This is a genomic window from Weeksella sp. HMSC059D05, from assembly GCF_001809725.1.
GTDB classification, from domain to species: Bacteria; Bacteroidota; Bacteroidia; order Flavobacteriales; family Weeksellaceae; genus Weeksella; species Weeksella virosa.
Genome location: NZ_KV798524.1, coordinates 185,302 through 206,862 on the forward strand (window position 1 = coordinate 185,302; position 21,561 = coordinate 206,862).

Genomic DNA, 21,561 nt, shown 5'->3' on the forward strand with positions numbered 1-21,561 from the left:
AACTGAGTTAAATCACTTCTAAAAACTCAATGAAAATGTTGTAATTTTGGAGTATGTTATGGGATAATATTGTCGGGCAAACCGAACTAATTGATCAATTAAAAGCTACCATAAAAGACGGCAGAATAAGTCATGCACAATTATTTATTGCACCCGAAGGTGTAGGCGCTTTACCCTTGGCTATTGCGTATGCTCAGCATATTTTATGTCCAGATTCTACAGCGAGCTGTACACAGAAAGTTGTTCATTTACAACATCCAGATTTACATTTCTCTTATCCTTATAACAAAGTTTCGGCAAGCGACGGCCAACACCCTGTAGCTACAAAATACATCGGTTTGTGGAGAAATTTTGTCTTAGAAAATCCGTACGGAAATTATTCTGATTGGATGAAATTCCTAGGCATAGAAAAAAAACAAGGCATAATCAATGTTCACGAAGCCAATGATATCATCAAACGTTTAACCCTGAACAGTTACGAGGGTGGATACAAGGTAATGATTATTTGGCATGCAGATTTGATGAACGAAGATGCAGCGAATAAACTCCTGAAAGTTATAGAAGAGCCACCCCAAAGAACAATTTTTATTCTGATTGCCGAAAAACAAGATGCGATTTTACCCACCATTTTGTCGCGCTGTCAGGTTGTAAATATTCCACATCTGACTGATGCTGCAGTTGAAAAATATCTCGTAGAACAAGAAAATATCCCTAGAGAACTTGCCAAACAATTTGCTTTCATGGCTCAGGGAAATTTACGTGTGGCTAAGCAACTTGCAACAGAAGATCATTCACTCTATGATACTTATTTTGTATCGATGGTACGTTTGGCATTTTTGGCCAAAAAGAAACTATCTGCCTTGCGAGAGATAATTCTCTGGGCCAATGAAATATCTCTATGGTCGAGGGACGAGCAGAAAAATTTCCTAATTCATTCGTCGGAAATTTATCGTCAAGCATTGCTCAAAAATTATCAAGCCGATGAGATAAGTTACCTACAAGTAAAATCCGACTCTTTCAAGTGGGCAGGTTTTTTTCCTTATATCAATAGCCGAAATATAGAAGATATTCTCACCGAGCTCAACGAAGCGGCTTATCATATCGAGAGAAACGGTAATGCAAAAATTATATTTTTTGATATGGCGGTAAAACTCACTCGTTTCATTCATCGAGTCGAGCGATAATTAATAATAGACAGCTCTCAGAAATTGCCAAGCGATTTTCAGTACTTCATTATAGTTCTCGTAATGAGAAACATGCCCGGTCGAGAGCGTTTTTGTGGTTACGGTAGGATGATTCTCTAGGCATGCAAGTAATTCTCTAGGATTTACTGTTTGGTCATACTTTCCGACAATAACCAAAGAAGGTTTAGGGAATTGAAGCAAAGTTTTATGTCGATCAGGGCGCAAACGCATTGCATCTAATGCATACTGTGCACCTTCTACACTTGTTTCGTACGCAATCTCTTTTAGAACTTCGATAGCTGCTTGTTTTTCTTCATTCTTTTGTTGATAAAATAAATTAGGAATGCTAAGATTTATCAAGGTTTTAAGGTTTTTTTCTACTGTTTTCTTAGCTTTTATTCGTTGTAACTTCTTTTCAACATTATCGGCAAACGTAGTCGAATTCATCAAGACTAAAGCATCTAATCTCTGGGGGAAAAGATCTGCAATAGCCAAAGCTACATAGCCACCCATCGAGTGTCCCCAAACCGTGAAAGATTCTATATTTTCATGGTCGGCTAACCGAATAACTTCTCTTGCTATTTGATCAACGGAAGGATTTCCATCAATGTTTTTTGATAAACCATGACCCGGAAAATCAATTAAAAGGATAGAAAAATCAGAGGCCAAATCTTCTGCTAAATCAAACCAAATTTTTCTGTTTTCTAAGAAACCATGTAAAAAAATAAGGGTATTTATGCCCTTACCCAATTTTGTGTACGCTAACATTTTTGGCAGAGTTTTGGTTCAATTTACAACATTCGTAGATTTTAATGGTTTTTATCTAACCAGAAATTGTCGAAAACATCGAAAAATGTTTCTTTTATCAATCAAATTAATTACTAAATTTCCTGATGAAAATCAGCCAAAAAAGAATATTCCAATCCAAACAGAAAGACAGTCAATCGAAATATTTTTGTAATTTAGTACAAATATTTTTCCCGTTTTGAGAACTTTTTTATTCGTCTTTTTTCTCCTCCTTTTTGTAGGATGTGATCGACCAAGAACTCCAGAAATCAAACCTAGTCCAATAGGTGTAAAGGAGGAATATGCCGATTTGTTACAACGGAATCAACCGAAAGAAGAAGAGGAAGAAGTTTTGCAAGAAAAACCTGAAAAATTAGCGGTGAAAAAGCAAAAACCAGTTTCGACTCGTAAGCTTACGATAAAACCGCAGTTGCCTGATGAGGTAGATACACTGAAATTTAGCTATGCTAAAGCGGAACAAAAAGTTTCGAAAAAAGCAAATCAACGCAATGTTTTCTGGGTCAATACAGATACAGCCAATAAATTAGAAATAAGTCTATTGACGGCTGATTCTACTGCAAATATTGGTATTATACAAATTTTAAATCCAGACGGAACGCAAGGAAATCAATTAGGAAAATCGGTATTATTTTCGTTGCCAATTCGCAACGGAAATTACAAGATTACAGTAGGAGATAGAACAAGCAATCAGCCAAGTTTTGAGGGAGAATATGTTTTGAAAATGAAGCTGAAGTGGTAATAAATTTTTAATACGAATGACGATGAAAAAGAAAATTACGAGCCGAGAAGAAATTGAATTGTTGGTTGATACTTTTTATGGAAAAGTACAGAAGGATGATTTGATTGGTCCTATTTTCGATCGTGTAATCCAAGATCGTTGGCCGCATCATTTGCACAAAATGTATCAATTTTGGGAAACGATTTTGTTCGAGGATCAATATACGTATAGAGGTCGTCCTTTCCCACCACATATTTCCTTGGGTCTGAGCGAAGAACATTTCGAACGTTGGTTATCGTTGTTTACAGAAACACTGAAAGAGAACTTCGAAGCAGACGAAACCACCGAAAAAGCTCTAAAACAAGCCCATACAATGGCAACTTTATTTCAAAGTAAATTAGCTTATTTCAGAGAGCAAGGAAGCAAACCAATTCAGTGAAACCTCTTACCGGTATTTATTAAACCTTGATATAGATTTTTTTTCGATCAAGAAGAAAGGCTAGACCCCAAAAAAGTGCTAAGAAAACTAGCGAATAGAAAAAAGAGCCAATTTTTGGAGTTCCTGGAATTTGTGCACAAATGTTTTCATAGAACCAGCTCAAAGGAGAAAGATACCGAATTTCCCCAGTTTCGGTAAATCCGTCTTTTATTCGAATGAGTTGTAACAGTCTTGGTAAAAGTCCACTAAGGACAAAAATGAAAAGAGGATTCTTCCCAAAAACATCGAAAAACCTCATCCAAGCAGGATGCATTTGCAAAACTTCAGCGAACCATACCATACAGCCAATGGTGAAAATTGCCAAAGCTGTGGTATGAATAACGTATGAGCTACTCCATATTTTTTTGTTGTACGGAAAGTCTAACTGCCAAATATACCCCATAATCAAAGCAAAAGCTCCTAGAACAAATAAACCGCTAAGCATACGATATATAGGCAGATTACTTGCAGGTAAAGAACGAGAAAACCATCGGATATCGCCTTGTTTCTGGATGTATACTCCAACCAAATATCCTAATAGAATCTGAGAAATCGCAGGAATTGTGCTATACAAGCCCTCTGGATCAAAAGGAACACCTTCACCTTTATACATATGAGCCAAACCAATTAGATGGACATCGATTTTTGTGCCGATAAATCCCTCTAAACTGTAAGGATCAACACCTCCTAAGAAAAAGGTTAAAGCCCAATAGAATAAAAGAATTAAAATAGAAATTTTTAGAACTACTCTATCTCTATAATAATAAGCCAAGGTAGAGGCAAAGAAATTAGCGATGGCAATTCGTTGTAAAACACCCATAATCCGAACGCCGTTTTCCTCTGATTCTCGCCATGCTCTGAATACTAATTCATTGTTTTCCCATTTGAGAAATGGCCACCAGTTGATAAATAATCCGATAGCAAAAATGAGAATCGTTCGTTTGATAATTTTTTTCCAAAAAACATTGCTAGCTTGCAGTTTCAGGTGAGACATCCCAAAAGACATGGCATTCCCAACTGCAAAAAGAAAGAAAGGAAAAACCAAATCGGTCGGTGTACATCCGTGCCATGACGCATGTTGTAGTGGCGAAAACATATACGACCAAGAACCTGGATTATTAACCAAAATCATCAATGCGATGGTTGCACCACGAAACACGTCTAAGGAATAATATCGAGTAGTTTTCATGTCATCAAGGAAAAGCTAAATATACTTATTCTACCGAAATATTATTGATTATTTTTTTGGGTATAGATTTCGGTAGAATAAATGATAAGACTAGGGAGTTCTTTTACCAAAAGAGAAGGATAAAAAGAATAGAAAGTAGAAAAACCGATTGATTAATATTTTGGAGATTTTCTGATTGTTGTGAGAAGTGATTTTTGTAATTTTATCCAAATAATGAAGCAATACAAAAGACATGCAAAAAATGAGAATCGAATCGGATTTATTAGGAGAACTCTCTGTTCCCGAAATGGCATATTACGGAATTCAGACACAAAGGGCGATTAATAACTTTCAGATTTCTAACCATAAACTCAATCATTACCCAGAATTTATCAAAGCTCTGGCTATCGTAAAATTGGGTGCTGCACAAGCCAATAACGAATTGGGTGTATTGTCGGATACACACTACCAAGCAATAGAATATGCTTGTCGAGAATTGCTGAAAGGGAATTATGCTGATCAGTTTCCGGTTGATATGATTCAGGGTGGAGCAGGAACGTCAGTAAACATGAATGCCAACGAAGTTATTGCCAATATAGCCTTAGAATTCTTAGGAAAGAAAAAAGGAGATTACCAGTACTGTTCGCCCAACGATCAGGTGAATCTATCTCAATCAACCAATGATGCGTATCCTACAGCCCTAAAAATTGCTCTATTCGAAATGAATAAACCTTTGACCGAAGCTTTGGAACAACTTTCTTTAGCATTGGATAAAAAAGCAAAAGAATTCAGCACGGTTATCAAAATGGGAAGGACTCAACTGCAAGATGCTGTCCCGATGACGTTGGGCCAAGAATTCGAAGGGTTCTCCTTCACCCTAAAAAAAGAAGTTGATCATTTGCATCGTGTTGCTCAACAATTCTTAGAGATTAATATGGGGGCAACAGCAATCGGTACAGGACTAAATGCTGTGCCAGGTTATGCTACTCTTTGTACTCAAAAAATAGCCGACTTATTGAAAGAACCTGTACAGTTGGCCGATAATCTTGTCGAGGCTACTTCCGATACTAGCGCTTTTGTCGATTATTCGTCGGCTTTGAAAAAACTGAGTATCAAGCTTTCTAAAATTTGTAACGATTTACGTTTGTTAACTTCTGGGCCAAGAGCAGGATTATTCGAAATAAATTTACCACCAAAACAACCCGGCTCATCCATTATGCCAGGTAAAGTGAATCCCGTAATACCAGAAGTAGTTAATCAGGTTTGTTACAAAGTTTTGGGTAATGATTTAACGGTCTCTTTTGCGGCAGAGGCCGGACAATTACAATTGAATGTGATGGAACCCGTTATTGGATTCTCCATCATCGAATCGATACAATATCTTACCAATGCCATGATGACTCTACGCCAAGAATGTGTAGAAGGAATTACCGCAAACACAGAACATCTGAAACAAGAAGTACAAAATAGTATCGGAATCGTAACTGCGCTTAATCCTTATTTAGGTTATAAAACAAGTACCAAAATTGCCAAAGAAGCTCTTGCTACCAATGGTAGTGTGTACCATTTGGTTTTGGAGTATGGTCTATTGTCTAAACAACAATTAGACACTATCCTGGATCCTAAAAATATGCTGGGGCCTGAGCACTAATTCTTTGTGGCAATAGATCATCTTACCAAAAAGTAGTTGTAGATATCATGGGAGAGTAAAAAACAAATTTAATAGTCTATACTAAATGCATCACGATCATCTAAAAAACCGAAATGTTTTCTTGTCGAATGCAAAGATTGATAGTCTAAGGTAAACGTAAGCACTTCTTTGCTTGCGTTTTCATTTGTTAGCTCATTTCCTAATGCATCATAGAGTTGGGAGTCGCCTTCATAGATTAAATTATAGCCATCGATACCGGTTCGGTTGACTCCAGCAACATAGGCCATGTTTTCTATAGCACGTGCCCTGAGTAAACTCATCCAAGCTTCTCGCCGAGATTTTGGCCAAGAAGCATTGCAGAGCATCAGATCATAATCATCTGTATTTCTGCACCATACCGGGAAACGAAGATCGTAACAAACAATTGGGCGAATCTTCCAACCACGATAATCAATCGAAATTATCCGATCACCTGCCGAATAAACATCGGCTTCTTTTCCGTAGCCAAAAAGATGCTTTTTATCATAAATATAAATTGATCCTTCTGGGGCAACAAAATAAAAACGATTGAAATATTTATCGCTTTCTTTGGTAGATACACTACCTGCAATTGCAGCTTTCTTTGTTTTTGCTACATTCATCATCCAATGAAAAGATTCACCGAATGGTTTCTCTGCAATTTTTTCTACATTCATCGAAAAGCCAGACGGAAACATTTCGGGTAACAAAACTAGGTCAGTTTCTGTTGAATTAATCAAATTTTCTATTCGAGAAAAATTCGCATTTCTATCTTCCCAAACTACATCATATTGTATAAGGGATATTTTCAGTTTCGACAAACTCTGTTGCATCGGGTATGTTTTTTTACGAAATAAGAAAGTTATTATGAATTCTCGGTTTTTTGTATGTATTTCATCACAAAATTATAAGCACGTTTATCTGCCCAAGAATGTCGTTGACCGCTCAGAGAAAAACCGCAATGTCCACCAAATTCGGGTTGCTCGAAATAGACAAAAGGATGGTTCTCGAATAGGGAAACGTCGTAACATTCTTTGCCAAGAAATGGGTCATTTTTAGCATTTACAACCAAACAAGGAGTACGAATTTTGTGTAAACAATGTTTAGGAGAAGCTTCGGTATAATAGGCCTCTTTGTTCGGATAATTGTGCAAAGGAGCAGTAACATAATCGTCTATTTGGTCGAATGATCGAACTTTTTTCAGAAGATCAAGGTTGATTGTACCAGGAAATTGTTTTGCTTTTTCTATGATTTTCGGCAATAAAGTTCGCTTGAAATTCTGAAAATAAACAACATTCGGAAATGCTTTTAATCTATCTGCAGAAGATTTTAGAGAAATCGGGACCGAAATACCAACCCCTACTTTTACTTCTTTTGGTACTGAAACATTTCCTAAATAATTCATAAGTAGAGCACCACCCATAGAAAATCCTACCAAAGCAATTTCTGTATAGCCTAATGAGATCAAATGATTGACGACGCGTTCTAAATCGTCGTACGCACCATGGTGATAGAGTCGTTTCAGGCGATTCATTTCACCACCACAACTTCTATAATTCCAGGCAAGTACCGAGAAATCTCGCTCATAGAAGTAATCAGAGCAGCTGTTGAGGTAAGTTCTTTTGCTGTCTCCTTCTAAGCCGTGACAAAGAATTACGATTTTGTTGGACTTTTCTTTTTTTCGCCAATCGAGGTTGAGAAAATCGCCATCGTCTAGTTCTAGTTTTTTTCGTGTATAGTTGGGGATAGGATGTTTTTTTAATCGAGCAGGAATGATAGTGGAGAGATGGGCTTCCTGTTGATAAATTTTTTTCGGGCGATAAGTAGATCGGTTGATTAATGGCATTTTAGTAAATTTTTAGGTCATATATATAGTCTTTATCAAGCTCTTCATTAATATTTTCGATTATTTTCGATTTGGCATAAATGATTTCATTTCGCATTGCTGGTGAATTTATTTTCAGATAAATTACTCCTTTTTTCACTTCCATTTTATCGGTCCATTGCTCGAGAAAAGTTCCCATCAATTTTCTCCAAGCGATTTCAGCCTTTACCTCAAGCATCAGTTCTTCTTTTCCAGCTTGTTTGAATATAAAGTCAATCAATTCTGAAAGTGATTGTTGGTTCGATGTGCGCTTTTCGTACTTTTTTCTATACATGAAATAATATTATATACGGATAATTTTGCTTTCTTCGTTGATGCGTTTAACGATTTCTTCTGTTCTACCTGGATGGGTGTCTGTCACAAAAATTTGTCCGAATCGAGCTTCATTCACCAACCGTATTAGCTGTGTAACGCGTTGCTCATCTAATTTATCAAAAATATCATCCAATAACAAAATCGGTGTAAGATTTAATACTTGCTTAATTACTTCTAGTTGGGCGAGCTTTAGGGCAATTAGGTAGGATTTTTGTTGACCCTGTGAACCAAATTTTTTCACAGGATGATGAAAAATCGTAAAAGCCAAATCGTCTTTATGAATGCCAGCAGTCGAATGTTGAGCAAATCGATCTTTTGGTAGATGATTCTGTAGTAATGTGTCGAATGAATGCTCATTTAGCTGAGATATATATTCTATTTTTACAGGTTCGCGTTGTTCGGAAATAGAAGCATAATACGACTCGAAAACCTTGGCAAATATTTCTACAAAAGTTTTTCTTTTCGCAAAGATTTTTTCTCCTAGCTCAATTAGTTCTTTGTCATAAATTCCCAAAGTATCTGCATCAAAAGTTTGGTTTGCAGCAAAGTATTTTAGGAGAGCATTTCTTTGTGATAAAACTTTATTGTATCGAAGCAGATGTTGTAAATAAGCCTTGTCCGATTGAGAGATAATATTATCTAAAAATTTTCGTCTTACTTCGCTTCCTTCATTAATAAGGTCGCTGTCGTACGGGGAAATCATCACCACAGGAAATTGGCCAATATGATCAGATAAACGATCGTATTGTTTACTGTTTCTTTTCAGCTGTTTGCTTTGCCCTTTTCGTACCAAACAAGAAATTTTTTCATCGACATGATTTCTATAAAACTCACCTTCTAGCAAAAAATAATCTTTATCGAATTGGATATTCATCGCATCCGAATGATTAAGGTAACTTTTGCTAAGCGCCAAATAATGAATCGCATCTAATAGATTGGTTTTGCCCAAACCATTTGGTCCAACAATTGCATTGATTTTCGGAGAAAATTCGAAATCACTTTCGGTAAAATTTTTAAACTGTCTTGCTTTTAGTAAACGGAGATACATACGACAAATTTACAACATTTTCTATCAGCAATCTTTTAAAATTCTTCCCTTAGGATTGCCAACTCGAAACTTTTATAGCCGAGAAAAAATAGTTAAATTTGCGGTCTAAAAGTTAGTTTATGGCCATACAAAAACCGTCGATTCCGAAAGGAACGCGCGATTTCTCGCCAGCAGAAGTTAATCGTCGTCAGTATATAATACAAACCATTCAGCAACAATTTGTATTGCATGGTTTTTCACCGATTGAAACGCCATCTTTCGAAAATCTTTCTACCCTTACCGGAAAATATGGAGAAGAAGGCGATCGTTTGATTTTTAAGATTCTCAATTCTGGTGACTATTTAAGTAAAGTTTCTGATACGATTTTAGAAGAAAAAAATAGTCAAAAATTAATTTCACATATTTCAGACAAAGCATTACGATACGATCTCACAGTGCCATTTGCGCGCTATGTAGTTCAGCACCAAAACGAAATAACATTTCCGTTTAAGCGTTATCAAATCCAGCCTGTTTGGCGAGCAGATCGCCCCCAAAAAGGACGATATCGCGAGTTTTATCAGTGTGATGCAGATGTCGTTGGGAGTGATTCTCTTTGGCAAGAAGTAGAGTTTATTGGTTTGTACGATGCGGTTTTCTCAGCCTTGCGATTGCCGGTTGATATCCAAATCAATAACCGAAAAATTTTATCTGGTTTAGCAGAGGTTGCCAATATATCGGATCAATTAATCGATTTTACAGTTGCGCTCGATAAATTAGATAAAATTGGCGAAGATGCTGTGAAACAAGAAATGCTAAGCAAAGGGATTTCTCCACAAGCCATCGAACTATTGTCGCCTTTGTTTTCTGTGCAAGGAAATTATCAGGAACAACTTACCCAATTAAGCTCTCTTTTGTCTACCTCTGAGATTGGTAAAAAGGGAATCGAAGAATTGACTTTTGTTTTCGAGAATGTGCACCATATTGGGTTGGATACGGCCAAATTAGAATTGAATCTGACACTTGCGCGAGGTTTAGATTATTACACTGGTGCAATTTTCGAGGTAAAATCTCGACAAGGAGAATTCTCTTCTTCTATCGGTGGCGGTGGACGTTACGATGATTTGACAGGGATTTTCGGTTTAAAAGATATTTCAGGAGTTGGGATTTCTTTTGGTTTGGATAGGATTTATTTGGTTCTCGAAGAATTGAATCTTTTCCCGGATGAAAAAACATCGAGCCAAACACAAGCTTTATTCATCAATTTCGGAAGCCAAGAAGCCAAAACAGTTACGACATTGGTCAAAAAACTTCGTCGGGAAGGGGTTGTGGCAGAAATGTATCCAGAAGAAGCAAGAATGAAAAAACAACTCAATTATGCCGATAAAAATAAGGTTGCCTATGTGGTGATAATCGGTTCCGAAGAATTAAAAGCACAAAAAGCACAAGTGAAAAATATGGAAACAGGAGATCAATTCGATTTAGACTTCGAGGCATTGGTGCCTTTTTTCAACCAAAATAATTCATCAACCTCTTGTAAAAAAGATTGTTAAACCAAAAATAATACATAAAACTCATTTTTAGATGATCATCGAAAACCTCATCAAAAATGTAGAATTCACACTATATTTACCAAAAATTATTCATAACCATGAGTTTATTAACCGTAGGAACCGTTGCCTTCGATAAGTTAGAAACACCGTTTGGCAAAACCGATAAAATCTTAGGAGGCGCAGCAACGTTCATCAGCATGGCTTCATCTTTATTAGGCGTAAAAACAGGCATTGTGTCTGTGGTAGGTGGTGATTTTCCGAAGGAATACATCGATTTATTAAAATCTAAAAATATCGACCTTAGTGGTTTAGAAATTATCCCAAATGGCAAAACTTTCTTCTGGGAAGGGAAATATCACAATGATCTTAACTCTCGTGATACCCTCGCAACAGAGTTGAATGTTTTAGAAAATTTCGAACCAAAAGTTCCTGAGCAATGGAAAGATTGCAAGGTGCTTATGTTAGGAAACTTACATCCGTTGGTACAAAAATCGGTTCTCGAACAAATGGATATTCGACCAGAATTAGTGGTGCTAGATACGATGAATTTTTGGATGGATCATACCTGGGACGAGTTGATGACCGTGATAAAAGAGGTAGATGTTTTGTCGATCAACGATGAAGAAGCACGGCAAATGTCGGGTGAATATAGTTTGCAGAAAGCTGCTAAAAAAATCATGACAATGGGTCCGAAAACCGTAATCATTAAAAAAGGAGAACACGGAGCTTTGCTGTTTCAGGACGAACGCGTTTTCTTTGCGCCAGCTTTACCGCTGGAAGATGTTTTTGATCCGACAGGCGCGGGAGATACCTTTGCAGGAGGTTTTTCTGGGTATTTGGCTAGTACAGAAGATTATAGCTTCGAGAATATGAAGCGCGCCATTATCTATGGTTCTGCGTTGGCTTCGGTGACGGTAGAAAAATTCGGTACAGATTCGTTGAATGAACTGACAAAAGAACGTTTGGATGAGCGTCTAAAACGTTTTCAGGATTTGATTAGTTTCGAAATGAAGCTGTAATCCTCTTCGAAAAAATATGTTTAAGAAACCTTGGCTTTGACCGAGGTTTTTTTTGTTCGGTAAAATGAAATATAAAAAAGCCTCGAAAGAACCGAGGCTTCAAAATTAACACATGAGGACAAAATTTACTCTACTAAATCTTATTCGATAAGTAATAATCAAATCTTGTGCCAAAGTGTGTGGTGTTTTAGAAAATTACTCTACAACATGAATTACTCCTCGCATAAATATGTAATGATTCGGGAAAGAACAGATATAAGTATAGTCTCCAGCATCGGTAAAGGTAAGCGTAATACTATCCTGTTCTCCTGGTCCTAGTAATTTTGTATGTGCAACAATATCCGTAGACAGTGCATTTGGGATATAATCGTTTTTCACCTCAGCTTCAGCAGCTTTAGCAAAAGCGTCTACATCGGTTTCTGGTTTCAAAATTATTAAATTGTGCCCCATTGCCTCTTTAGGTAATTGACCTACATTGTCTAAGGTGATAGTGACCTCTTGTCCTTTCTTCACAGTGAATTCGGTAATATCGTACTTCATGTTGTCGTTCCCTTTTATTGTAATCGCTGTTACGGGGTTATTTACATCGGCCTCTATGCTAGCGCTTGTTTCCTCAGATGATAAGGGGGTTACTTCTTTTTTAGAGCCTCCGCAAGAGGCTAATAAAATAGATAGTCCTGATAATAAAAATAGTTTTTTCATGTACGTTAGTTTTTACAAAGATACGGATTTTAAATTTAAGGGATGTCTAAATACTTATGAGTTTGTACCGTAATTCGCCATTTCGGATTCTGTTTTATAAATTCGACCAATTTAGGTGACATGCTGTCACGTTTGCTCCATTCTACTTGCAGATAGAGTAAGCAATTGTCTTTCACTTTGGCTGCTTGCTCTTCGGCAAAAGTAAAATCGTGTTGATTATAAATAATCATTTTCAACTCATTGGCTTGCTGATAAATACTTTCTACAGGTAATTTTGTTTTTTTAGGAGAGAGCGTAACCCAATCAATTTCTCCTGTCAACGGATAAGCGCCCGAAGTTTCTATATGGATATTTGCTCCATGTTTGTGTAATTCGCTTGTTAAGAAAGTTAAGTCCCACATAAGGGGTTCTCCTCCTGTAATGATAATTGTTTTACAAATTGCAGCTGCTTCTTTTGCCAAGGTTGCTATATCTGTTAGCGGATGGATTTCTGCATCCCAGCTCTCTTTCACATCACACCAATGACAGCCAACATCGCAACCGCCTAATCGTATAAAATACGCGGCAACTCCGGCATATGCACCTTCTCCTTGCAAGGTATAGAAATGTTCCATTACCGGTAAGAGGCGACCTTCGTTGGCTAGCTGTTGTTGTTCATTGGTAATCCCTGAAATTTGTATCATGTTTGTTTTTAATTATTTCTTTGGTAAGCCAAAAGCGTATTCTCTAGCAACATCGCACGAGTCATTGGGCCAACACCACCCGGAACCGGAGTTATCCAAGAGGCTTTCTCTTGTACACTCTCAAAATCTACATCTCCTGCAATTTTATATCCTTTTGGCGAATCAGTATCTTCTACACGAGTAATTCCTACATCGATAATTATGGCACCTTCTTTTACCATATCACCCTTCAAGAAATGAGGAACGCCAAGGGCAGTAACCACAATGTCGGCTTTCTTCGTAAACTCTTCTATATTTATGGTGCTCGAGTGTACCAAGGTTACGGTACAATCTCCAGGATTTCCTTTTCGGGCTAATAAAATACTCATTGGTTTACCTACAATTCTAGAACGACCAATAATAACGGCATGTTTACCTTTGGTTTCGATTTCATTGCGTTCTAGTAACTTCATTATACCAAATGGTGTTGCCGGTATGAAAGACTCCATATCTAAAGCCATTTTACCGAAATTTTCTGGATGAAATCCATCAACATCTTTTTTAGGATCAATGGCATTGATAATCATTTCTTGATCAATGTGCTTGGGTAAAGGTAATTGCACGATAAAACCATCTAAATCAGCTTGGTTGTTAAGCTTTTCTATCACAGCCAACAACTCTTCTTGTGAGGTCGTTTCCGGTAAACGAACCAAAGAAGAACGAAACCCTACTTGTTCGCAATCTTTGATTTTGCTGTTGACATACGTTTGCGAAGCTCCATTTTCTCCTACCAAAACGGCTGCTAAATGGGGCACTCTTTTCCCTGCAGTAATAAGCTGATCAACGCTTTCTTTAATTTCTTGTTTGATTTGTTTGGATAATTTTAATCCGTCTAAAATTTGCATTTTGTGTCTATTTTTGCAAAGATAAAACGAAAAAGCTCCTTGCCCAATTTTGACTTGTATTTTCTGTCTGAGATTACAATCTTTGTAAAAATAAAATCCAGCTATTTTGAATAAAATTGCTATTATCGGAGGGGGAGCTTCTGCTTTTTTTATTGCAGCAAATCTTCACCCAAAAATAGGAGAAAACACTCATCTATACGAGCAAGCTACAAGTCCATTGCAGAAAGTGAGAATTTCTGGTGGAGGACGCTGTAATGTAACCCATGCGTGTTTCGACCCTAGAGAATTGGTCGAATTTTACCCGCGCGGGAAAAAAGAATTGTTGGGGGTTTTTCATCAATTTCAGCCAGGAGACACAATGGAGTGGTTCGAATCGAGAAATGTGCCGCTGAAAATCGAAGACGACAATCGAATTTTTCCGCAATCGAACACTTCTCTTTCTATTATCGAATGCTTTCTGAAAGAAATTGAAAAATCCAAAGTAAATATTCATCTAAATCATGGCATACAAGGAATTCGAGCAGAAAACAATCAGTTTATTCTTCGTATCCAAAACAAGGAAGAAGTTTTCGATAAAATTGTTATTGCAACGGGATCTTCACCAAAAGCATGGAAAATGATTCGTTCGCTTGGGCATACGATAGTTTCTCCTGTTCCGTCGCTGTTTACGTTTAATTGTAAAGACCATAGAATAAAAGAGTTGATGGGGGTTTCTTTTGCAAATGCTTCGGTAGAAGTTGTCGATAGCGATTTGGCTGCAGAAGGACCATTATTGATTACACACTGGGGGTTTAGTGGACCAGCTATTTTGCGACTATCGGCTTGGGGTGCACTGGCATTGAGTGAGAAAAAATATCAATTCAATATAAAAATTAACTTCGTAGAACAACCTGAAGAACAAATAATAGATTTTCTGAAAAAACTTCGTCAACAACAACCCAAAAAAAATTGTTTTAGTAATAATCCTTTTTCTTTTCCGAAACGTTTTTGGAAGTCTTTATTGATTAGTGTAGGAATCAAAGAAAAATTGAATTTTGCAGATTTACGCAATCTACAAATCGAGCAATTAGCAAAAGAACTTACAGCCGGAGAATATACTATCGAAGGGAAAAGCACTTTCAAAGACGAGTTTGTTACAGCAGGCGGAGTCGATTTACGAGAGATAAACTTCAAGAAAATGGAGAGTAAACTACATCCAAATTTATTTTTTGCAGGCGAAGTATTGAATATTGACGCCATCACCGGCGGGTTTAATTTTCAGGCCTGTTGGTCGGAAGGATTTATCATTGCGTCCGAATTGAATAAAAGCATTAAATAAGTGTAAGAGTTACACTGGTAAGTTTATTACATAATCGATTGATATCGAGAAGCTTTTAAAAAAAATCATGTTGGCATAACATTGTTAATAATAAAAATCTATATTTGTGTTAAAATATTCTAAAAAAACATCATAAATTATGAAGAGACTTTTCTTAACAATAGCTATGCTTGGCTTATGTTCTTCTGTTTTTGCAGGAGGATATCGTGTAGCTCTTCAAGGGGTTCGTCAAGCAGCCATGGGAGGCGTAAGTGCAGACGCAAGAGATGCGAGTATCGCTTTTTATAATCCAGCAGGCTTGGCATTTGTCGATAGTAAACTAAGCATTTCTATCGGTGGTTTTGGGGTAAATACCGAAGCAAAATGGCAAGACCCTTTAACCTTAAACAAATCGGTTACAGATAACAAAATGTCTACACCTGTCTATGCAGCAGTTAGTTACAAGCCTGTGGAAGATTTGGCAGTAGCAGTAAGTTTTACCACACCATACGGTAGCTCCCTTACTTGGCCGGCTGATTGGGAAAATAAAGCTAACGTAACGAAAATAGAACTAAAATCTTTCTATATCCAGCCAACTGTTGCTTACAAATTCAATGACTGGTTTAGTGCAGGTGTTGGATTAATTTTTGCACGTGGATCAGTTAACTTGGATAGAGTAGTGAGCGTTGCTGGAAACGACATCAACCTCAATATCAATGATAAAGATGCAACTGGGAAAGGATTCAATATCGGAGCATATTTCAAACCAAGTGAAAAATTAGCCGTAAGTATCGCTTATAAATCAAAAGTTGATATGGAAGCGAACAAAGGAGATTTAACCTGGGAAAATGTTCCGAGAGTACTTCAGACTAATCCGAACTTCATGGTAAATAAATTCAATGCTTCTTTACCGCTTGTATCAGAATTTACGTTCGGAATTGCTTATCGTCCTATCGAAAAATGGTTAATCGGTGCCGATGTTATGGTGAATGGTTGGAGTCGTTACAAACGCTTGACTTTTGATTTATACAATGAGCAAACAGGAGAAGGTTACCAAAATATAGCAACCAAAGAATTCAAAGACGTTGCTATTTGGCGTGTAGGTACCGAATATGCTTTTACAGATATGATTCTTGGTCGTGTAGGATATACCTATGATCCATCACCTGTTAGAAGCGAGTATTGGTCTTCTGAAACACCAAGTACAACTCAACATACGATATCGGGTGGTCTAGGATTTAAGTTCGCCAACGGATTTTATTTAGATCTAATGGGGCAATACCTCATCGGTACCGAACGCTATGTACATAATATAGAATCGAATTTCCAAGGAGATTTCAAACTGAAAGCGCTTAACTTTGGTCTTGGATTAACGTATAACCTAAAATAAGGTCCCATCATGAAAAATATCAATAAAATAATTTTAGCAGCTTTTGCGTTATCATTTTTTAGCTGTAATGACGATTTTGAAAATCCGGTAGAAGACTTTGTAGTCACTTCTGGGAAAGCAGATTTCACAAAATATGTTGCTTTGGGTAACTCGTTAACTTCGGGTTATATGGATGGTGCTTTGTACAAAACAGCACAAGAAAACTCCTACCCATCTATTTTAGCAGGTCTAATGAAACCTGCAGGTGGAGGTGAGTTTACACAACCGTTAATGCCGGATGATATTGGCGGATTTGCCAATTTCGGTATCAAAGGGAAATTACAACTACAAGTTGTTAATGGATCGTTAGTCCCTGTGCCGACTGATGCGCAAAGCAATTTCAATCAACTTTCTGGGGCTTTCAGTAATATGGGTGTTCCTGGAGCCAAATCGTTCCATTTAGGTGTAGATGGTTATGGAAATCCTGCTGGGATTGCTACTGGAAAAGCAAATCCTTACTTTGCACGTTTTGCATCCTCTGCAAACACCTCGGTTATAAAAGATGCAGTCGCTCAACAACCTACTTTCTTCTCTTTATGGATTGGTAATAACGATGTTTTGTCATATGCTACTAGCGGTGGAGTTGGAGTAGACAGAACAGGAAATCCGAATGCCGCAGAATACGGTCCAAATGATATTACAGATCCAGACCTGTTAGGAAACGTTATCGAATCGTATGTTAAGGCTTTAACAGCAAATGGAACAAATGCTACAAAAGGTGTATTAGCCAATATTCCTAGTGTGACCTCGGTACCGTACTTCACGACCGTTCCATATGCACCATTGAGCCCTGCAAATGCGAGTTTTGGACCGATGATTCCAGCATTAAATCAACAATTTGGTGCATTGAATATGGTGTTTGATTATCTAAAAGTTCCGGAGCGTAAAATTGTTTTCTCGCCTTCTTCGGCCTCAGCCGTAGTAATAAAAGATGAAAGCTTACCAAACCTTGCCGCGGAAATTACAGCAGTACTCACCCCTCAAGTTGGAGCACAACAAGCAGCTTTGTTTGGTCTAATATATGGTCAAGCACGTCAGGCAACTGCACAAGACTTACTGGTTCTTCCTTCTTCTTCGTATATCGGGAAAATGGATACTGAAAGAGTAGAGCAGCTAAAACAAATGGGCGTTCCGGCTGAACAAGCAGCACAATTGGCTTTTGCAGGAATTACCTATCCGTTAGAAGATAAGTGGGTATTAACCAGAAACGAGTTGCAGACTGTAGAAAAAGCCGTTAATGCGTATAATACAAAAATTGCAGAAATTGCAAGTAAGTATGATTTGGCTTTGGTTGATGCCAATACTGAAATGAGAAATATTTCTGTATCTGGTTTAACATTCTACGGAACAACCTATACCACAAGCTTCATTGCAGGAGGGGCTTTCTCTTTAGATGGAGTTCACTTAACAGGTATCGGGTACGCAATCGTTGCCAATATGTTTGTGAAAGCAATCAATCAAAAATATTCATCAAACTTAAGACAAGTCAACCCAAGCGTTTATCCTGGGGTAACATTTCCTAACTAAAGAGTAATTTCTTATTAGATAAAGAGACTTACTCCTTTAAGTTAACAGAGCTTCTACTATTCGGTAGGAGCTTTTTTTTTAACAAAAATTCTAGAAATGTAATTCCTATGCTATAACATATCTGTTGTGAAATGGCTGTTCAAGTATTAATGTTACAGGTTTTTATCTTATATAGACAAACAATAAATAAATTTTTAGTTAATTTTTTGATTATTTGAAAAAATTCTATAATTTTAAGATAAATTAACAAAAATTAATATTTATGAGAAAAAATTTACTAGCGCTATTACTTATCGGAGCTTCATCCGTAGGTTTTGCCAGCACGAATCCATGGGGAGGATTATCTCTGAAAGACTATGGTTTTGTGTCTCCGTTTAAAAAGATATCAGCTTTGGTGGCCGATTATTGTATTCCAGCAATTTCAAATCCAGAAGCGATAACGTCTGTTATTTTTGGTGAAATTAACAATCAGTCACCTGCAAACTCAAATTTGGCTTATGAAGATTTTACGTCATTAGCGCCGGCAAACTTAACTCCTGGTGAAGAGTATGAGATAAAACTAAAAGGATATACTGGAGGTAATTTCTCTACCTCTTTCACAGTTTTCATCGATTTTAATCAAAATAAAGTTTTTGATGAAGAAGAGCGTTTTAATATTGGTTATATTGCTAACTCTACAGGTGTAGACGATGTTGAGTTGGTAGGGAATATAACAATACCAACAGACGCATTGCCGGGAGATACTCGAATGAGAGTTATGAAGAGATTTACAGCCTCTAATAATACCTATGCTCAAAATGGATGTAATCTTGGTTCTAATTACGGGCAAGTAGAAGATTACACTGTAAAACTAGCTGGGGCGAAAGGATGTCTAACAGCGCCAAACGGTCAATATCCTACAGCAACATATTCATTACCAACTGCTGATGGGGTTGAGTATGCAATTATTAGAGCTGGATGGACAGGAGAATACTCTAAGGTTCGTGTGAAAAAAGGGTATAACTATACCTTCAAATCATCGGTTGATACACATTTCATTACCATCGGAGACGAGGCTGGAGAGAACATATTGAGATCTGGAACAGGAACAGTAACTTGGAAAGCAGATGAAACAAAAGTTGTACGTTTCTACTTGCATAATGATGAAGAGTGTAACTATCAGAGCACAGGAAGCTTTAGTAGAATCGTTTCTGCTATGGCACCAAGCCAAACAGATGAAGAATTGTGTAATCCAGGTAACGAGTCGAATGACTTTGAGAATGGATCCTTATTAGGAGGAGAAGGACAGCAACGTTTAGCCATCAACTTCGATGCTAACCCAGGACAGATCATTAAAGCATCTAAGATTAACTTAAGCTTATTCGGAGATGCAACATCAATTAATTTCGACGTTTACTCGAGCAATGAGGAAGGGTTACCAGATCAATTATTGAAAACAGTAAATGGTACAATTTCTGAAAAAGTAAGTACCGGAACCCACTTCAACTTTCCTACTTATACGTATACGGTAGACTTTAGCGAGCCAATTGAAATAAAAGGAGACGAAGCAAGTCGTTATTGGCTTGAAGTGAAAGCGGATGTAGCAGCAATCGAAACAACAACGGTTTCTCCATCGCCAGTAAATTTAGTATTTGCTTCTAACGCAACACAAAATGCTTGGAGATATACAACAGCAGCAGCGGTTTATTCATTAGAGACAGAATGTTCTTATGCAGAACCAGAAGGAGATGCATGTGATCAAGTTGCTGCGTCAAACAACTTCGAGAATGGATCTTTCTTAGGAGGAGATAGTAATCAGAGATTGGCGATTGATATCCCAGTAGCTGCTACGCAAAAATTAACAGCGACAGAAATGGAGTTGAACTTATTCAATGAGCCAACAGCAGTTAACTTCTCGTTGTATAATGATGATGCTAACGCACCAGGAGCTTTGATTCAGGATGTAGCAGGAACAATTGTAAGCTCTACTCAAATAGGCACAGCGTTCAACTACCCAATCTATAAAGTAGTTGTTAAATTCCAAAGTCCAATTGCATTAGATGGAGCACAAGGTACGAAATACTGGTTAGAAGTAAAAGCAGATGCATTAGCTTGGGAAACAACCACAGCTACCACAATTGGTTCGAGAATGGCATTCAATAACAACAACTCTCAAGGAAACTGGGTAGTTGGTACAGACGAAGCAGTATATAAATTGGTTGCCGTTTGTGAAGGAGAAGGTCCAGGAGGTCCAGGAGAAGGAGGAGATTACTGTATACCTACCAACCTTTTGTGTGATGATGGAGATGTATTAACCAATGTAACATTCGGTACAATTAACAACACAACAACATGTGGAGCTGGAGGGTACAATGACTTTACAGCAATGTCTACCGATGTGAAACGTAATGCTAGCTACGAATTCTCTGCCTCTACAGGAGCAGGATGGCAATATGAGTCTGTACATGTATGGATAGATTATAACCACGATGGTGTATTCACCGAAGAAGAGTACACGTATATCGGAAGCAATCCAGGAGGTACTGTAACGAATATGATTACAATCCCAGAAAATGCATTAGAAGGAGCAACCAGAATGCGTGTTCGCGTATTTCCAATGCCAGGACCAGATCATCCACAAGCTTCTATTGCATATGGAAATGAGGGGGCATGTTATGATAATGCAGAATACCCTTACGGAGAGATCGAAGATTATACCGTTAATATCGGTGAGTTAGGTTTAACGAATGTAAACGATGCAGCAGTAAAATTATACCCTAACCCGGTACATGACGTATTAACGATAGAGTCTAAAACGGCGATCCAATCTGTAGAAATTTATAATATAGCAGGACAGATGGTAAACTCTATCTCTAGCTTGAATAAATCAAAAACAGAGATCAATGTAAGTAAATTAACTCCAGGAGTATACGTTGTTCGTACGACAGATGCGAATGGAAATATCAACTCTTACAAAGTGGTGAAAAAATAAATAGTCTAAAAACCACAAAAAAAGAGCAGCTCATGATTTGGGCTGCTCTTTTTCTTTTATAAGATGAAACTTCATCATATAAAAAAATCCTATTCAAAGGTGAATAGGATTTTTTTGTAGTGACGTCGGCAGGATTCAAACCTGCAACCTTCTGAGCCGTAATCAGATGCGCTATTCAGTTGCGCCACGACGCCATTTGTTATCGTTTTGGATTGCAAATATAAGGTACATTTATCTAATAAAACAAA

General features: G+C 37.4%; 19 protein-coding genes and 1 tRNA gene. 10 read left to right on the forward strand and 10 right to left on the reverse strand.

Translation table 11 applies throughout. From position 1 onward, the window contains the following. Positions 1-53: 53 nt before the first annotated feature. Positions 54-1,184, forward strand: a complete 1,131-nt coding sequence (locus HMPREF2660_RS03490; RefSeq protein ID WP_013598145.1) for a DNA polymerase III subunit — start codon at positions 54-56, stop codon at positions 1,182-1,184. Here HMPREF2660_RS03490 and HMPREF2660_RS03495 read toward each other — a convergent pair whose 3' ends face one another. After that, entirely contained in the window at positions 1,185-1,952 is a 768-nt protein-coding gene (locus HMPREF2660_RS03495) for an alpha/beta fold hydrolase (protein ID WP_070485631.1), read from the reverse strand. A 217-nt stretch (positions 1,953-2,169) separates the two neighbouring features. On the opposite strand from HMPREF2660_RS03495, the gene HMPREF2660_RS03505 reads away from it, so the two are divergent. Together HMPREF2660_RS03505 and HMPREF2660_RS03510 are read left to right on the forward strand one after the other, a co-directional pair. Continuing rightward, entirely contained in the window at positions 2,170-2,730 is a 561-nt protein-coding gene (locus tag HMPREF2660_RS03505; protein WP_013598147.1) for a hypothetical protein, read from the forward strand. A 22-nt stretch (positions 2,731-2,752) separates the two neighbouring features. Beyond that, positions 2,753-3,148, forward strand: coding sequence for a group III truncated hemoglobin (locus HMPREF2660_RS03510; RefSeq protein WP_041942097.1), 396 nt, complete (start codon positions 2,753-2,755; stop codon positions 3,146-3,148). Positions 3,149-3,167: 19 nt separating this feature from the next. Here the strand turns inward: HMPREF2660_RS03510 and HMPREF2660_RS03515 are convergent, their stop codons facing one another. Beyond that, positions 3,168-4,376: an acyltransferase family protein gene (locus tag HMPREF2660_RS03515; RefSeq protein ID WP_013598149.1), complete on the reverse strand. Its 1,209-nt coding sequence runs from the start codon at positions 4,374-4,376 to the stop codon at positions 3,168-3,170. 232 nt (positions 4,377-4,608) lie between these two features. On the opposite strand from HMPREF2660_RS03515, the gene aspA reads away from it, so the two are divergent. Continuing rightward, positions 4,609-6,006: an aspartate ammonia-lyase gene (aspA, locus tag HMPREF2660_RS03520; RefSeq protein ID WP_070485632.1), complete on the forward strand. Its 1,398-nt coding sequence runs from the start codon at positions 4,609-4,611 to the stop codon at positions 6,004-6,006. Between the two features lie 68 nt (positions 6,007-6,074). Here the strand turns inward: aspA and HMPREF2660_RS03525 are convergent, their stop codons facing one another. Genes HMPREF2660_RS03525 through HMPREF2660_RS03540 form a run of 4 tightly spaced genes read right to left on the reverse strand, consistent with a single transcriptional unit; the run spans position 6,075 to position 9,272 of the window. Then, positions 6,075-6,857 (reverse strand): nitrilase-related carbon-nitrogen hydrolase, encoded by a 783-nt coding sequence (locus HMPREF2660_RS03525; RefSeq protein WP_070485633.1) that lies wholly within the window; start codon positions 6,855-6,857, stop codon positions 6,075-6,077. A gap of 32 nt (positions 6,858-6,889) precedes the next feature. Beyond that, positions 6,890-7,870 carry a YheT family hydrolase gene (locus HMPREF2660_RS03530; protein WP_070485634.1) on the reverse strand — a complete coding sequence of 327 codons (981 nt, stop codon included), beginning with the start codon at positions 7,868-7,870 and terminating at the stop codon, positions 6,890-6,892. A 1-nt stretch (position 7,871) separates the two neighbouring features. Further along, positions 7,872-8,183 carry a DciA family protein gene (locus HMPREF2660_RS03535; protein WP_013598153.1) on the reverse strand — a complete coding sequence of 104 codons (312 nt, stop codon included), beginning with the start codon at positions 8,181-8,183 and terminating at the stop codon, positions 7,872-7,874. Positions 8,184-8,192: 9 nt separating this feature from the next. Continuing rightward, a complete protein-coding gene (locus HMPREF2660_RS03540) occupies positions 8,193-9,272 on the reverse strand; it encodes a DNA replication/repair protein RecF (protein WP_070485635.1) in 1,080 nt (359 codons plus the stop codon). A gap of 119 nt (positions 9,273-9,391) precedes the next feature. Here HMPREF2660_RS03540 and hisS point away from each other — a divergent pair, with 119 nt between their 5' ends. After that, entirely contained in the window at positions 9,392-10,801 is a 1,410-nt protein-coding gene (hisS, locus tag HMPREF2660_RS03545) for a histidine--tRNA ligase (protein WP_070485636.1), read from the forward strand. 98 nt (positions 10,802-10,899) lie between these two features. Further along, positions 10,900-11,820 carry a PfkB family carbohydrate kinase gene (locus tag HMPREF2660_RS03550; RefSeq protein WP_070485637.1) on the forward strand — a complete coding sequence of 307 codons (921 nt, stop codon included), beginning with the start codon at positions 10,900-10,902 and terminating at the stop codon, positions 11,818-11,820. Between the two features lie 195 nt (positions 11,821-12,015). Here HMPREF2660_RS03550 and HMPREF2660_RS03555 read toward each other — a convergent pair whose 3' ends face one another. From HMPREF2660_RS03555 to folD, 3 genes are read right to left on the reverse strand one after another with little or no spacing between them, the layout of a single operon-like run. Then, positions 12,016-12,522, reverse strand: a complete 507-nt coding sequence (locus HMPREF2660_RS03555) for a plastocyanin/azurin family copper-binding protein (protein ID WP_070485638.1) — start codon at positions 12,520-12,522, stop codon at positions 12,016-12,018. Positions 12,523-12,557: 35 nt separating this feature from the next. Continuing rightward, positions 12,558-13,205, reverse strand: a complete 648-nt coding sequence (locus HMPREF2660_RS03560) for a 7-carboxy-7-deazaguanine synthase QueE (RefSeq protein WP_013598158.1) — start codon at positions 13,203-13,205, stop codon at positions 12,558-12,560. Positions 13,206-13,213: 8 nt separating this feature from the next. Further along, positions 13,214-14,089, reverse strand: a complete 876-nt coding sequence (gene folD, locus HMPREF2660_RS03565; RefSeq protein WP_070485639.1) for a bifunctional methylenetetrahydrofolate dehydrogenase/methenyltetrahydrofolate cyclohydrolase FolD — start codon at positions 14,087-14,089, stop codon at positions 13,214-13,216. A 106-nt stretch (positions 14,090-14,195) separates the two neighbouring features. Here folD and HMPREF2660_RS03570 point away from each other — a divergent pair, with 106 nt between their 5' ends. The 4 genes from HMPREF2660_RS03570 to HMPREF2660_RS03585 all read left to right on the forward strand — a co-directional run bounded on the left by HMPREF2660_RS03570 (position 14,196) and on the right by HMPREF2660_RS03585 (position 21,313). Then, the gene (locus tag HMPREF2660_RS03570) at positions 14,196-15,407 is read left to right on the forward strand and encodes a BaiN/RdsA family NAD(P)/FAD-dependent oxidoreductase (RefSeq protein ID WP_013598160.1); all 1,212 of its coding nucleotides are present in this window, start codon (positions 14,196-14,198) and stop codon (positions 15,405-15,407) included. Between the two features lie 139 nt (positions 15,408-15,546). Beyond that, the gene (locus HMPREF2660_RS03575) at positions 15,547-16,776 is read left to right on the forward strand and encodes an OmpP1/FadL family transporter (protein ID WP_013598161.1); all 1,230 of its coding nucleotides are present in this window, start codon (positions 15,547-15,549) and stop codon (positions 16,774-16,776) included. Between the two features lie 9 nt (positions 16,777-16,785). Beyond that, positions 16,786-18,342 carry an SGNH/GDSL hydrolase family protein gene (locus HMPREF2660_RS03580; protein ID WP_070485640.1) on the forward strand — a complete coding sequence of 519 codons (1,557 nt, stop codon included), beginning with the start codon at positions 16,786-16,788 and terminating at the stop codon, positions 18,340-18,342. Positions 18,343-18,604: 262 nt separating this feature from the next. Then, the gene (locus HMPREF2660_RS03585; RefSeq protein WP_070485641.1) at positions 18,605-21,313 is read left to right on the forward strand and encodes a T9SS type A sorting domain-containing protein; all 2,709 of its coding nucleotides are present in this window, start codon (positions 18,605-18,607) and stop codon (positions 21,311-21,313) included. A gap of 120 nt (positions 21,314-21,433) precedes the next feature. On the opposite strand, the gene HMPREF2660_RS03590 is transcribed toward HMPREF2660_RS03585, so the two are convergent. After that, a tRNA-Arg gene (locus HMPREF2660_RS03590) sits at positions 21,434-21,507 on the reverse strand. Between the last annotated feature and the right edge of the window lie 54 nt (positions 21,508-21,561).

What these genes read in the sequence shown, in the direction of transcription:
- HMPREF2660_RS03510 (WP_041942097.1), top strand. Translation starts at nt 2,753, where the DNA reads ATGAAAAAGAAAATTACGAGCCGAGAAGAAATTGAATTGTTGGTTGAT.
- aspA (WP_070485632.1), top strand. Translation starts at nt 4,609, where the DNA reads ATGCAAAAAATGAGAATCGAATCGGATTTATTAGGAGAACTCTCTGTT.
- HMPREF2660_RS03540 (WP_070485635.1), bottom strand. Translation starts at nt 9,272, where the DNA reads ATGTATCTCCGTTTACTAAAAGCAAGACAGTTTAAAAATTTTACCGAA.
- HMPREF2660_RS03560 (WP_013598158.1), bottom strand. Translation starts at nt 13,205, where the DNA reads ATGATACAAATTTCAGGGATTACCAATGAACAACAACAGCTAGCCAAC.
- folD (WP_070485639.1), bottom strand. Translation starts at nt 14,089, where the DNA reads ATGCAAATTTTAGACGGATTAAAATTATCCAAACAAATCAAACAAGAA.
- hisS (WP_070485636.1), top strand. Translation starts at nt 9,392, where the DNA reads ATGGCCATACAAAAACCGTCGATTCCGAAAGGAACGCGCGATTTCTCG.
- HMPREF2660_RS03535 (WP_013598153.1), bottom strand. Translation starts at nt 8,183, where the DNA reads ATGTATAGAAAAAAGTACGAAAAGCGCACATCGAACCAACAATCACTT.
- HMPREF2660_RS03525 (WP_070485633.1), bottom strand. Translation starts at nt 6,857, where the DNA reads ATGCAACAGAGTTTGTCGAAACTGAAAATATCCCTTATACAATATGAT.
- HMPREF2660_RS03515 (WP_013598149.1), bottom strand. Translation starts at nt 4,376, where the DNA reads ATGAAAACTACTCGATATTATTCCTTAGACGTGTTTCGTGGTGCAACC.
- HMPREF2660_RS03585 (WP_070485641.1), top strand. Translation starts at nt 18,605, where the DNA reads ATGAGAAAAAATTTACTAGCGCTATTACTTATCGGAGCTTCATCCGTA.
- HMPREF2660_RS03530 (WP_070485634.1), bottom strand. Translation starts at nt 7,870, where the DNA reads ATGCCATTAATCAACCGATCTACTTATCGCCCGAAAAAAATTTATCAA.
- HMPREF2660_RS03495 (WP_070485631.1), bottom strand. Translation starts at nt 1,952, where the DNA reads ATGTTAGCGTACACAAAATTGGGTAAGGGCATAAATACCCTTATTTTT.
- HMPREF2660_RS03490 (WP_013598145.1), top strand. Translation starts at nt 54, where the DNA reads ATGTTATGGGATAATATTGTCGGGCAAACCGAACTAATTGATCAATTA.
- HMPREF2660_RS03550 (WP_070485637.1), top strand. Translation starts at nt 10,900, where the DNA reads ATGAGTTTATTAACCGTAGGAACCGTTGCCTTCGATAAGTTAGAAACA.
- HMPREF2660_RS03555 (WP_070485638.1), bottom strand. Translation starts at nt 12,522, where the DNA reads ATGAAAAAACTATTTTTATTATCAGGACTATCTATTTTATTAGCCTCT.
- HMPREF2660_RS03575 (WP_013598161.1), top strand. Translation starts at nt 15,547, where the DNA reads ATGAAGAGACTTTTCTTAACAATAGCTATGCTTGGCTTATGTTCTTCT.
- HMPREF2660_RS03580 (WP_070485640.1), top strand. Translation starts at nt 16,786, where the DNA reads ATGAAAAATATCAATAAAATAATTTTAGCAGCTTTTGCGTTATCATTT.